Raw genomic sequence first — 12,471 nt, 5'->3', positions numbered from 1 at the left:
CCCCCCCCCCCCCCCCCGCTCCCCCCCCCCGCCCCCCCCCCCCCCCCCCCCCCCCCCCCCCCCCCCCCCCCTCCTCTCCGGCCGACGGACGGCCTCCCGGATACACCGGTGGCTGGGGTTCAGGCGTGTGCTCTCCCGCTCTGCAGCGTCCCGGCGCCCGCGCCGCACCCTGCTCGCCGTCGCGGGCGCCGGGACGCTGCTGGTTCCGGCGGCCCTCGCGGGCCGCCCGGGCACGCAGTGGGCGGCGCTCGCGGCAGGCGTCGTCCTGCTGGTGTGGCACGTGCTGGTCGCCAGGGCGGGCGGCACCCGTGGCCGCGGGGTGGCGGGTCTGGCCGCCGAGGCGTTCGGCCCACGTGCCGAAGTCGCCGTCCACGTCCTCTACTTCGCGGGGATCGCCTGCGGCCAGGCGGCGGTGGCCGGCGCGGCCGGTGAGTTCGCCGCCGACGGCCGGGCCGCCACTGTGGTGTCCGCCGCGGTGCTGCTGGTGGCCGGCGGCTGCGCGCACGCCGGGCTGCTGCCCGGCCCCGGGGGCCGCGCCACCCGGCTGGCCGCCGTGCTGCTGCTGACCGCGGCGTGGTGGCTGCTGCCCGGGCTGCTCCGTCTCGACGGGCGTCTCCCGGACGGCGGCGCCTGGGGACCGGCCGCTGTCCTCGTGGTGCTGTTCGCCTGGGTCGGCGCCGAGGGCGACGTGCCGGCGCTGCCCCGACTGCGGCCACGGGCCGTGGCGCGGCTGCTGTACGGGCCCGCGGTGTGCGCCGCCTCGCTCGCGCTGGTGCTCGCCGCGCCGCAGCCGGGCCCGGATTCCGTGCGGGCGGCGCGGGTTGCCGGGGCGGCCGCGGCGGTCGTGCTGACCGCCTACTGCGCCACCAACCTGGCCTCCTGCGGGGCCCGCTGGTCCCGGCTATGGCTGCGGTCGGCGCCGCTTGACGCTACTGTGCCTGCGGGAACACCGGCAAAGGCGCCGGCGGCGGCGTCGCCGGTGACGCGAAGGGGTATATGGGCGGCAGTGGCCGTCGCGGCAGCCGTACTCGCTCTCGCGCGCGCCGTCCATCTCCCGGCCGCCGTCCTCCTCCTCGGACCGGGCACGGCGACCGCCTGCGTTCTCGTCCTGCCCGCCGCCGCGGCGTTGCGCCTCCACCGCGCGACGCCGGTCCCGGAAGCCTCTCTTCCCGGCGCCGTCGCCCCGTCCTCCGACATGTTCGAGCCGTAAGACAGGAGCCCTGCCCCGTGACCTCTCCCGCGATCAACCAGGCCGCTTCCAAGGTGCTGCGCGCCCCGGCCGCCGACCCGGCCACGGCCGCCGCCCACTTCCACCGGAGGGCCACCTTCGAGGCCGACGTCTCGGACGTGCACGCCGACATCGAGTCGGGCGCGGACTCGTTCGTACTCGTCGACACCCGGAGCACCGAGGCCTACGACCAGGGCCACGTCCCCGGCGCGGTCCACCTGCCCACCGACGAGATCGCCGAGCGCGCCGCCTCGCTCGTACCGGCGGGCAGCCTCGTCGTCACCTACTGCTGGGGCCCCGGCTGCAACGGCGCGACGCGCGCGGCGTTCGCCTTCGCCACCGCCGGCTACCAGGTGAAGGAGATGCTGGGCGGCTTCGAGTACTGGTCACGCGAGGGCTTCCCGGTGGAGGACACCGCGGGGGTGCGCCGCGGAGCCCCCGACCCGCTCACCGCGCCCGCGGCCGGCGCCTGCGGCTGCTGACGTCCGGCACGTGAGGCGGGGCCCGGGGACCACTCCCCCGGGCCCCGCTCCGCGTCCGGGGCCGGCCGGCTTCAGCGCGCGCCGGGACCGGCGCCGGCCAGGCCCGTCTCCTCGTAGGCGAGGTCCAGCGCGGCGACGTCGAGCCCCTCGGCCAGCCGTACGGCGCGCACCGCGCGGTAGATCTGGTTGAGGTGCGCGATGTCGTGGCCGATCACCTTGCGGATCATGACCTCCAGGGTCTCGCCGCCCTGCTCGCCGTGGCGGCCGGTGCGCTGCCAGTCCCCGCGCGGCAGGGCACGCAGCAGTGCCACGTTGGAGGCACGCAGCCCCGTCCAGGCGTCCAGCATCTGCCAGAACGGCAGCCGAGCCAGCGGCGTCCACCGCTCCTCGTCGTAGCCGGGGTAGGAGGGGTCGTCCTCGGTGATCACCAGCCGCCAGCGGAACCCGTAGACGATGTCGACGTCGAAGAGGTGCCCGACGACGCCGGAGGCCGGCCACTCGCCCTCCTCCGGGGCACTCTCCAGCAGCCGTACGGAGGTGTCCGCGCAGAACCGGGAGGCGCGCACGGGCGTCAGGGCCATCTCAGCGAACGGGTCGCGGTCGCCGGCCACGTCCAGCAGGGCGGACACGTACGCGTCGGGGTCGTCGGTGGCCGAGGGGATGTCGATGCGGTGCACACCGTTGCCGGTCTGTTCGGTCACGGTCATCGCTGATTGCCTCCTGCGTGTGGCGGCCCCGGCGTGTCGCCTGACGGGCTTGCCCGGCGACCCTCCCACCGCGACCTGCCGGCCTGCCACCGTCCGCGCCTGTCACCTTCCGGCACCGGCACCTAGCGGACGGTTCCCGCCCCGTCCCGGCGTGGCAACCCGGCCCCCGGTCACGGCTGTTGCCGGTCCGTGTCGAGCAGCGCGGCCAGCTCGTCCCGTGTGCTGCGCGACGCCAGCGTCAGGCGGGACGCGGCCAGCGCACGGGGGAACTGCTCGTCCGGCCGCGCGAGGACGACGACGAGCTTCCACGAATCCACCGACCGGCACAGGCCCGGCGGCAGGCCGCCCGCCCGCGGCAGTGCGCTCACCAGCCGCCACTGCTCCTCGAAGCAGTGTGCCGTCACGCGCTGGCCCGAGCCCGGTGCATACAGGTCGGGCCGCACGTAGAACGACCAGCGTCGTGCGCCGGCGCCGCACTCCCAGTGCCAGGCCGCCTGGGGTACGAGCACGCCCTGGGCGTCGGTCCTGAGCAGGCCGCGCAGTAAGGGCGGAGGGATGACGTCCGCTCGCACGGGACCGCACCTCCTGTCGTCGCGCCACGGCGCGGTGGGCCGATGGGCCGGGAGCCATCAGGAGTGTCGCGGTTGGCGGCCCGCCGTGTCAGCGGAGTCGCGCGAACCGGCGTGGCAGCTTCATGCCAGAAGGCGAACGGCCCGCGGTCAGCGGGCCGTTCGCCTTCGTCGTCGTCACCGGCAGGGGCGGCAGGAGTCGAACCTGCGGCGTCCGCTTTTGGAGAGCGGTGCTCTGGCCTCTGAGCTACACCCCTTCGTCCTCGTCACTCCGACTCTGACAGGGACGCCTCAGACGTGTCATGTGATTATCCGCGTGTCGGGCGGTCCTCCCCCGTATGGCCCCGCCCGGCACACGGCTGACGGGCTCTCACCTCTTCGCGGCGGCCCACGCGTGCTGGATGACCAGATCGGCCTTGAGCTCGGAGAGCTGCACGGCGACCGCGGAGGGGGCGGTGCCGCCGCGTCCGCTGCGCGAGGCGAGCGCGCCCTGCACGTTGAGCACCGAGCGCACGTCCGGCGTCAGATGCGGGGAGATCTTGGCGAACTGCTCGTCGGTCAGCTCGTCCAGGTCGATGCCGAGCGCCTCGCACTCCTTGACGCACTCCCCCGCGACCTCGTGCGCCACCCGGAACGGCACCCCCTGCTTGACCAGCCACTCCGCGATGTCCGTGGCGAGCGAGAACCCGGCGGGCGCCAGCTCCTCCATGCGGGTCCTGTTGATCTTCAGGGTGGCCATCATGCCGGTGAAGGCGGGCAGCAGGACCTCCAGCTGGTCGCAGGAGTCGAAGACCGGCTCCTTGTCCTCCTGCAGGTCGCGGTTGTACGCGAGCGGCAGCGCCTTGAGCGTCGCCATCAGGCCCGTCAGATTGCCGACCAGGCGGCCCGACTTGCCGCGGGCGAGCTCCGCGATGTCCGGATTCTTCTTCTGCGGCATGATCGACGAGCCGGTCGAGTAGGCGTCGTCCAGCGTCACGAAGGAGAACTCCTTCGTGTTCCAGATGATGACCTCCTCCGCGATGCGCGAGAGGTTCACGCCGATCATCGCGGTGATGAACGCGAACTCGGCGACGAAGTCGCGCGACGCGGTGCCGTCGATGGAGTTGCCCGACGAGCCCCGCTCGAAGCCGAGGTCCACCGCGACGGCCTCCGGGTCGAGGCCGAGGGACGACCCGGCGAGCGCGCCGGAGCCGTACGGGGAGACCGCCGTGCGCTTGTCCCACTGGCGCAGCCGCTCCGCGTCCCTCGACAGCGCCTGGACGTGCGCGAGCACGTGGTGCGCGAACAGCACGGGCTGTGCGTGCTGGAGGTGCGTACGGCCCGGCATCGCGACGGTGGGGTGGGCCTCCGCGAGGCCGACGAGGGCGTCCTGGAGGCCGGCGATCAGGCCGCCGATGACGCGGGCGTGGTCGCGCAGGTACATCCGGAAGAGGGTGGCGACCTGGTCGTTGCGCGAGCGGCCCGCGCGCAGCTTGCCGCCGAGGTCGGGGCCGAGCCGCTCCAGCAGCCCACGTTCGAGCGCGGTGTGGACGTCCTCATCGGCGACGGTCCCGGTGAAGCTGCCGTCGGCGACGTCGTCCTCCAGCTGGGCGAGGCCGGCGAGCATCTCCGTCTGCTCGTCCGCGGTGAGCAAGCCCGCCTTGTGCAGCACGCGGGCGTGCGCGCGTGACCCGGCGATGTCGTACGGGGCCAGGCGCCAGTCGAAGTGCACGGACGCGGAGAGCTTCGCCAGGGCGTCGGCCGGTCCGTCGGCGAACCGGCCGCCCCAGAGCCTGACGTCACCGTTGTTGCTGCTCACTGCTGCTCCTGAGGGAGAGGAAGGCGGTCATGGTGGTCGTGTGGTGCCGCGCACGCGGCGGCGCGCGGGCGGGTGGGTGGAACCGGCACCGCCTCCCCGCCCACGAGGGAGCGGGGAGGCGGTGGGATGCCGGTAGCGGCCGCGCCTTGGGCATCTGGTGCCCTGGGGCAGGTTAGCCCTGGAGGTCGCGCTTGGCGGCGATCTTCGAGGAGAGGCCGAAGATCTCGATGAAGCCCTGCGCCTTCGACTGGTCGAACGTGTCGCCGGTGTCGTACGTGGCGAGGTTGAAGTCGTAGAGCGACGAGTCGGAGCGGCGGCCGGTGACCACGGCGCGGCCGGCGTGCAGCGTCATCCGGATGTCGCCGGTGACGTGCTCGTTGGCCTCGTTGATGAAGCCGTCGAGCGCGCGCTTGAGCGGGGAGAACCACTGGCCGTCGTAGACGAGCTCGCCCCAGCGCTGCTCGACCTGCCGCTTGTAGCGGGCGAGCTCGCGCTCGACGGTCACGCTCTCCAGCTCCTGGTGGGCGGTGATCAGCGCGATCGCGCCGGGCGCCTCGTAGACCTCGCGCGACTTGATGCCCACGAGCCGGTCCTCGACCATGTCGATGCGGCCGATGCCCTGGGCGCCGGCGCGCTCGTTGAGCTGCTGGATGGCCTGGAGGACGGTGACGGGCCTGCCGTCGATGGCGACGGGGACGCCGGCCTTGAAGGAGATGACGACCTCGTCGGCCTCGCGGGGCGCGGCCGGGTTCTGCGTGTAGTCGTAGATGTCCTCGATGGGCGCGTTCCAGATGTCCTCGAGGAAGCCCGTCTCGACGGCACGTCCGAAGACGTTCTGGTCGATGGAGTACGGGGACTTCTTGGTGGTCGCGATCGGCAGGTTCTTCTGCTCGCAGAACGCGATCGCCTTGTCGCGGGTCATCGCGTAGTCGCGCACGGGGGCGATGCACTTGAGGCCGGGAGCGAGGGCGACGATGCCGGCCTCGAAGCGGACCTGGTCGTTGCCCTTGCCGGTGCAGCCGTGGGCGACGGTGCCGGCGCCGTGCTTCTCGGCGGCGGCGACGAGGTGCTTGACGATCGCGGGCCTGGACAGGGCGGACACCAGCGGGTAGCGGTCCATGTAGAGCGCGTTGGCCTTGATGGCCGGCAGGCAGTACCCGTCGGCGAACTCGTCCTTCGCGTCGGCGACCTCGGCCTCGACGGCCCCGCAGGCGAGGGCGCGCTTGCGGATGACATCCATGTCCTCGCCGCCCTGGCCGACATCGACGGCGACGGCGATCACCTCGGCGCCCGTCTCCTCGGCGATCCAACCGATGGCGACGGACGTGTCCAGGCCGCCCGAGTAGGCGAGTACGACGCGCTCGGTCACGAGTCTCTCCTTAGGATGCATTCGCTGATGGGTATAACTATGCAAGCCTCCGCATGGTTTGTCAAAACCGGTGGTCAGGCGCGCGGCCGAAGCACGAACCTCCTGGTCGCCCCGGGCGCGCCCGAGCGCCGCTCAGGGGTCAGGCGGCGAGCAGCCGCTCGCCGCTCAGGGGTCAGGCGGCGAGCAGCCGCTCGCTCAGCTCCCACAGCCGCAGGGAGTTGGCGGGGTCGAGCGACTGCGAGGTCGCGTCCGACGGGATGCTGTCCGCCGTCAGCGGCCGCTCCTCGTCGTCCAGCGGCGCCACGTCGCTGTCCTTGAGGTAGACGCCGCCGATGTCCGCGAGCAGCGGGCTCGCGGCCCCGAACACGATGGTCGCGGCACCCTGCCGCACGGTCTTCTTCCCGGCGACCGGGTCGATGATCAGCCCGCCGTCCTCGTCGATGAGCCCGGCGGCGCGCAGCCCTTCCGCGCCGGCCGCCGCGTTGAGGGCCGTGCCCACGACCACGCCCGGGTGGGCCGAGTAGCCGCGGATGGAGTCCGGGGCCCATCGGCGGTCGAGTTCGGCCGCGAACAGGACGTTGGCGGCCTTCGACTGGGCGTACGCCAGATGCGGCTCGTAGTCGCCCGCGCCGAAGTGCGGGTCGTCCCAGCGGATGGTGGAGAAGCGGTGGGCGCCGGACGTCACGTTGACCACCCGGGCGCCGTGCGCCGCGCGCAGGGCGGGCAGCAGGGCGAGGGTGAGCCGGAAGTGGCCGAGATGGTTGACCGCGAACTGCGTCTCGTAGCCGCGCGCGTCCACCTCACGGCGTTCCGGGGCCGCGACGGCGGCGCAGTTGATCAGCACGTGCAGGGGGCGCCCCGATCCGTTCCACCGCTCGACGAAGGCGTCGACCGACGCGGGGTCGGCCAGGTCGAGCCGGCTGATCTCGACGCCGTCGATCCCGGCCACGGCCTCGCGGGCGCGCTCCGGGCGGCGTGAACCGACGGTCACCCTGGCGCCGCGCGCGGTCAGTGCACGGGTGACCTCGCGGCCGATGCCCGCGTGCCCGCCCGTGACGATGACGTTCCGGCCGGTCAGGTCCGTGCCGGCGAGCACCTCGTCGGCCGTCGAGGCCGGCGTGAATCCGGAGCCGATGGGCTTCTGCTGGTGAGTCATGGGGGTTCTCCTCCGGAGGCGATAAGCGGAACCTTGCTCCCCTTACCTTACGGAGCGACGTTCCGCTTTCGCAAGTGGAGCAGCGCTCCGGCACGCGTGCGACGCGGTACGAGGCGGGCCAGGACCCCGGAGGGTGGGCGGATTCGGCCGTACGGCCCCGGCGCCCGGGCCGCGGCGGCCCGTCGTTCCTAGGCTCCGACCATGCAGACAGCTCTCGTCACGGCATCCGTCCTCGCCGCCCTCCTGACCGGCACCGCCGCCACTCCCTCCGGCGGCGAGCCGCTGCCGAGCGCGCTGGCGGACACCGGCGGCGGCAGCCAGCTGATCACCGTCGTGGCCGCCGGCACCGCGGCAACGACGGGCACGCTGACGTGGTGGGACGAGCGGGGCGGCCGCTGGGTCGAGGCGGGCTCGGCGCCCGCACGGTTCGGCTCGCACGGCCTGACGGAAGGGACGACGCGCAAACAGGGGACGTACACGACCCCGGCCGGCCTCTACGACCTGCCGTACGCCTTCGGCAACGCGGCGCCGCCCGCGGGCACGCGGTACCCGTACCGGCGGGCCACCGCCCGGTCCTGGTGGTGCGAGGACAATGGCTCGCGCGCGTACAACCGGTGGGCGGAGGGGCTGCCGGCGGACTGCGCGGGGAGCGAGTCGGAGCACCTGGCCGACTACCCGACCCAGTACGCGCGGGCCATGGTGGTCGGCTTCAACTACGACCACCCGGTGCACGGCAGGGGCGCGGGCATCTTCCTGCACGTCGACGGGAAGGGCTCGACGGCCGGCTGCGTATCGGTGCCGGCGGACGCCATGGCGTCGATCCTGACCTGGGCGGACCCGGCACGCCACCCGCACATCGCGATCGGCACGGCAGGGGGCGCGACCGCGCTCACGAAGTACTGACATCGAGGCCCCGGCGGCTATAGACCTGTCCAGGCATGTCCAGTACTGTTCCAGACATGCCTGGACAGGTTCACAAGCATCATCGCATCGCCCGCGTACTCGCCGACGAGATCCGTGCCGGCGTGCACAGCACCGGCGAACGGCTGCCCGGGGAGCACGCGCTCACCGAGCGGTTCGGCGTCAGCCGCACCACCTTGCGGCAGGCGCTCCAGGTCCTCGGCGAACAGGGGCTCATCGCGACGCACCCCGGCATCGGCTCCTTCGTCACCTTCGACGGCACGCCGCTGGACAACCGGCTCGGCTGGACGCGCTCCCTCGCGGGCGGCGCGGCGGGCGCGGCAGGACTTGTCACCGAGGTGCTGCGGTTCGAGACGGTCGGCGACCCGGCGCTCGCCGCGGAGCTCGGCACGGAGTCGGACGCGTTCGTCGCGCTCGACCGCGTGCGGCGCCTCGCCGACGGCAGGGGCGTATCGCTCGAACACAGCCGCGTGCCCGCCGTGGGCGCGCTCGCCGGCCTGCCGGCGCGTGGGCTCACCGAGGGGTCGCTCAACAGGACCCTGCTGGCCGCGGGCCGCATCACCGAGTCCGGCGACGGCCAGGTCTCCGTGCGCGGCCTCGACGTCGCCGAGGCCGCCACGCTGCACCGCTCCCCCGGCGAGCCCTTCCTGCACCTGGCCCAGGTGTACCGGGCCGCGGACGGGTCCGTCGTCGAGCAGGTGACGAGCCTCCTCGATCCCGCCAGGTTCCAGCTGCACGTTCACTCGGGACGAGGAGACAACCGGTGACCACCACCGAAACCAGCACGCTCGACCGCGCCCTGGGCGCCTTCTACGGCCTCGCCATGGGCGACGCGCTCGGCATGCCCACACAGACCATGTCGCGCCGCGACGTCGTACGCGCGTACGGAACGCTCACCGGCTTCGCGCCGGCCGGGCCTGACAACCCGGTGAGCGCCGGGATGCCCGCGGGCTCGGTCACCGACGACACCGACCAGGCCGTGATCGTCGCGCGGCTCCTCGCGGAGGGCGGCGGGCACATCGACCCGCTGCGTCTCGCGCACGAGCTGCTCGACTGGGAGAAGGAGATGAGGGCGAAGGGCTCCTTCGACCTGCTCGGCCCCTCCACGAAGGCCGCGCTCGACGCGGTGGCGCGCGGCGTGCCCACCGAGGAGGCCGGACGGTACGGCACGACCAACGGGGCGGCCATGCGGGTCACGCCCGTGGGCATCGCCTTCGCGGCCGAGCCGGCCGGCGCGTTCCTGGACCGGGTCGCGGAGTCGTGCCAGGTGACGCACGACACCACCATCGGCATCGCGGGAGCGGCCGCGGTCGCGGCGGCCGTCAGCACCGGTGTCGGCGGTGGCACCCTGGAGGACGCCGTGACCGCCGCGGCCGGGGCGGCCAGGGCGGGCGCGGAGCGCGGCCACTGGATCGCCGGCGCGGACATCGCGTCGCGCATCGAGTGGGCGTCCGGTCTCGTCGACGGCGTCCCCGAGGAGCAGGCGCTCGACCTGGTGTGCTCGCTCGTCGGGACGAGCGTGGCCAGCCAGGAGTCGGTACCGGCCGCGTTCGCGGTCCTCGCGATCGCCGGCGGCGACCCGTGGCGCAGCTGCCTGCTCGCGGCGAACCTCGGCGGCGACAGCGACACGATCGGCGCGATCGCCGGTGCCGTGGCCGGTTCCGTGGCCGGGCTGCGCGCGCTGCCCGGCGAGGCCGTGGACACCCTGCGCACCGTCAACGAACTCGAGCTCGAACCCCTCGTGGAGCGCCTGCTCGCGCTGCGCTGAACCGCGCAAGCACCCACACCGCCCGGGCGCGCCCACGCTCCCGGCGCGGCACCCGTCCCTCCGTAAGAGGCAAGGAGGTTCCGCCATGACCGCTTCGACGACGAACGATCAGGTCGGTACCGGCACGGCAGAAGAGATCGCGGGCGACCGGGTCGGCGCCATCGAGACGCGCGGCATCGAACCCGTACCCGACGAGGAGAGGCACGGCCACGCGAGCCAGATGTTCTGGACGTGGTTCGCGGCCAACATCTCGATCCTCGGGCTGCCGCTCGGCGCGACGCTCGTCGCGTTCCGCGGGCTCGACATCTGGCAGGCGATACTCGTCGCCGTGATCGGCTCAGTCGGGTCGTTCGCGCTGGTGGGCATCCTCAGCCTGGCGGGCAAGAAGGGCGGCGCGCCCGCGCTGACCCTGTCGCGCGCGGTGTTCGGCCAGCGGGGCAACGCGGGACCGACGCTGATCAGCTGGCTGAGCCGGGTGGGCTGGGAGACGATCTCGACCACGACCGCGGCGTACGCGCTGCTCGCGCTCTTCCAGTGGATCTTCGGCTGGCACCAGAACACGGTGCTGACGGTCGTGAGCCTGCTGGTCTTCATCGGCTGCACGCTCCTGATCAGCGGCCTCGGCCACGCGACGATCATGTGGATCAACAAGTGGGCCACGGTCGTCTTCGGCGTGCTGAACCTGATCGTGATGGGCTTCCTCGTCGCGACCGTCGACTGGGACAAGGTGCTCGGCGTGCACGCGGGCCCCGTCAGCAGTGTCGTCGCGGGCGTCGGCTTCATCGCGGCCGGCACCGGCATCGGCTGGGCGAACGCGGGCGCGGACTACGCGCGCTACCTGCCGCGGTCCATCCCGGGCGGCAGGCTGGTGACGGCGTCGGCGTTCGGCGCCGGCATCCCGCTGGTGCTGCTGATCTCGCTGGGTTCGCTGCTGTCCGCGGGCGACTCCACGCTGGCGAGCGCGTCCGACCCGGTGGCCGCGATCAACGGCATGCTGCCCTCATGGATGGCCGTGCCGTACCTGATCGCCGCGTTCGGTGGTCTGCTGATGTCGAACCATCTCTCCACGTACTCGGCCGGCCTGACGATGCTCACGCTGGGGCTGCGGGTGCGCCGTCACTGGGCGGTGACCGTGGACGTGGTGCTGATGTTCCTCGGCGGCATCTACTTCATGCTGATCGCGAAGGACTTCTACGGCCCGTTCTCGACGTTCCTCACGCTGCTCGCGGTGCCGATCTCGGCGTGGGTCGGCGTGATCCTCGTCGACTCCGCGCGGGGCCGCGGCTACGACGCGAAGGCGCTGATGGACACGTCACGCGCGAGCCGCTACTGGTACAGCGGCGGCTTCCACCTGCCGGCGGTGGCCGCCTGGGCGGCCGCCATCGTGATGGGCCTGCTGTTCACGGAGGCCTCGACGAGCGCGGACGACGTGTGGTTCGCGGGCCCGTGGGCGCACACGTGGCTCGGTGACAACGGGCTCGGCTGGGCGATCTCCATGGCCGTGGGCGCGCTGGTGTACGCCGTGTTCGGCCGCCGCCCCTCGCTCGCGCCCGAGCCGCCCGAGGTACCCGGCGCGCCCGCGCGCGAGGCCGCGGGGGCCGGGCGGTGAGCGGGCGGCTGTTCCTCGCGGGCAACGTCATCGCCGATCTGGTGATCGAGGTGCCCGCGCTGCCCGAGCGCGGCGGCGACGTCATCGGCACGCGTACGGAGGTGACGGCGGGCGGCGGCTTCAACACGCTCGTCGCGGCGGGACGGCTCGGCGCGCGTACGGTCTTCGCCGGGCTGCACGGCACGGGCCCCCACGGCGACCTGGTGCGCTCGGCGCTCGCCTCCGAGGGCGTGCGGCTGCTGCTGCCGCCCCGCACGGACGGCGACACCGGCTTCACGGTGGCGCTGGTGGACGCGGGCGGCGAGCGGACGTTCGTCACGAGCTTCGGCGTCGACGCCGAGATGACGGCGGCCGATGTGGCGGCCGTCTCGGCGCGGGTGGAGCCGGGGGACCTGGTGCAGGTGTCGGGGTACGGCCTCGTGATGCCGGTGAACGGGCCGCTGCTGTCGTCGTTCGTGACGGACCTGCCGGCGGGCGTCACGGTCTGCCTGGATCCCGCTCCGCTGGTCGCGGACATCCCGGCCGCGGTGCTCGGCCCGGTACTCGCGCGCACGGACTGGCTGAGCGCGAACGCGCGCGAGGCGCGGCTGATGTCTGGCCTCGACGCCCCGGGGCCGGCGGCCGCCGCCCTGCGCGAGCGGCTCGCGCCGGGCGCCGGGGTGCTCGTACGTGCGGACAAGGACGGCTGCTGGCTGGCCGCGCCGGACGGCTCGGCCCCCGTGCACGTGCCGGGGTTCCCGGTTCATGCCGTGGACAGCAACGGCGCGGGCGACGCCCATGTGGGCGCGTTCCTCGCGCTGCTCGGCGAGGGCGCGGCCCCGGCGGACGCGGCGCGCGCGGCCAACGCGGCGGCGGCGTACGCGG

Annotated in this window: 12 protein-coding genes and 1 tRNA gene; 7 read left to right on the top strand and 6 right to left on the bottom strand. The window is 73.6% G+C overall.

Annotation, left to right across the window (positions count from 1 at the left end; translation table 11 throughout):
• The first annotated feature begins 127 nt into the window (after window positions 1–127).
• On the top strand, window positions 128–1,210 hold the full coding sequence (locus JFN87_RS33920; protein ID WP_245182099.1) for a hypothetical protein: 1,083 nt from the start codon (window positions 128–130) through the stop codon (window positions 1,208–1,210).
• Window positions 1,211–1,227: 17 nt separating this feature from the next.
• Window positions 1,228–1,710: a rhodanese-like domain-containing protein gene (locus tag JFN87_RS33915; RefSeq protein WP_307865617.1), complete on the top strand. Its 483-nt coding sequence runs from the start codon at window positions 1,228–1,230 to the stop codon at window positions 1,708–1,710.
• A gap of 71 nt (window positions 1,711–1,781) precedes the next feature.
• Here JFN87_RS33915 and JFN87_RS28020 read toward each other — a convergent pair whose 3' ends face one another.
• The 6 genes from JFN87_RS28020 to JFN87_RS27995 all read right to left on the bottom strand — a co-directional run bounded on the left by JFN87_RS28020 (window position 1,782) and on the right by JFN87_RS27995 (window position 7,309).
• The gene (locus JFN87_RS28020; RefSeq protein WP_209344420.1) at window positions 1,782–2,417 is read right to left on the bottom strand and encodes a DinB family protein; all 636 of its coding nucleotides are present in this window, start codon (window positions 2,415–2,417) and stop codon (window positions 1,782–1,784) included.
• Window positions 2,418–2,587: 170 nt separating this feature from the next.
• The gene (locus tag JFN87_RS28015; RefSeq protein WP_209344418.1) at window positions 2,588–2,989 is read right to left on the bottom strand and encodes a hypothetical protein; all 402 of its coding nucleotides are present in this window, start codon (window positions 2,987–2,989) and stop codon (window positions 2,588–2,590) included.
• 181 nt (window positions 2,990–3,170) lie between these two features.
• Window positions 3,171–3,243: transfer RNA gene (locus tag JFN87_RS28010), tRNA-Trp, on the bottom strand.
• A gap of 113 nt (window positions 3,244–3,356) precedes the next feature.
• Entirely contained in the window at window positions 3,357–4,784 is a 1,428-nt protein-coding gene (gene argH, locus JFN87_RS28005; protein ID WP_209344416.1) for an argininosuccinate lyase, read from the bottom strand.
• 172 nt (window positions 4,785–4,956) lie between these two features.
• Complete coding sequence (locus JFN87_RS28000; RefSeq protein ID WP_209344414.1) at window positions 4,957–6,153, bottom strand: argininosuccinate synthase; 1,197 nt, start codon at window positions 6,151–6,153, stop codon at window positions 4,957–4,959.
• Window positions 6,154–6,325: 172 nt separating this feature from the next.
• A complete protein-coding gene (locus tag JFN87_RS27995) occupies window positions 6,326–7,309 on the bottom strand; it encodes an SDR family NAD(P)-dependent oxidoreductase (RefSeq protein ID WP_209344412.1) in 984 nt (327 codons plus the stop codon).
• A 201-nt stretch (window positions 7,310–7,510) separates the two neighbouring features.
• On the opposite strand from JFN87_RS27995, the gene JFN87_RS27990 reads away from it, so the two are divergent.
• The 5 genes from JFN87_RS27990 to JFN87_RS27970 all read left to right on the top strand — a co-directional run.
• Window positions 7,511–8,212: a L,D-transpeptidase family protein gene (locus JFN87_RS27990; RefSeq protein WP_209344410.1), complete on the top strand. Its 702-nt coding sequence runs from the start codon at window positions 7,511–7,513 to the stop codon at window positions 8,210–8,212.
• A gap of 56 nt (window positions 8,213–8,268) precedes the next feature.
• Window positions 8,269–8,997, top strand: a complete 729-nt coding sequence (locus JFN87_RS27985; RefSeq protein ID WP_209344408.1) for a GntR family transcriptional regulator — start codon at window positions 8,269–8,271, stop codon at window positions 8,995–8,997.
• Window positions 8,994–9,998 carry an ADP-ribosylglycohydrolase family protein gene (locus JFN87_RS27980; protein WP_307865616.1) on the top strand — a complete coding sequence of 335 codons (1,005 nt, stop codon included), beginning with the start codon at window positions 8,994–8,996 and terminating at the stop codon, window positions 9,996–9,998. The genes JFN87_RS27985 and JFN87_RS27980 overlap by 4 nt, the downstream gene beginning before the upstream one ends.
• 85 nt (window positions 9,999–10,083) lie before the next feature.
• The gene (locus JFN87_RS27975; protein ID WP_209344406.1) at window positions 10,084–11,607 is read left to right on the top strand and encodes a purine-cytosine permease family protein; all 1,524 of its coding nucleotides are present in this window, start codon (window positions 10,084–10,086) and stop codon (window positions 11,605–11,607) included.
• Window positions 11,604–12,471, top strand: an 868-nt coding sequence (locus tag JFN87_RS27970) for a PfkB family carbohydrate kinase (RefSeq protein ID WP_209344404.1), incomplete at its 3' end; no start/stop codon positions are given. The genes JFN87_RS27975 and JFN87_RS27970, both read left to right, overlap by 4 nt.

Origin of the sequence: Streptomyces montanisoli, from assembly GCF_017813245.1 — a bacterium.
Taxonomy (GTDB): domain Bacteria; phylum Actinomycetota; class Actinomycetes; order Streptomycetales; family Streptomycetaceae; genus Streptomyces; species Streptomyces montanisoli.
Note: the sequence above shows the minus strand (reverse complement) of the source record. Positions and strands in the feature narration are given on the sequence as shown.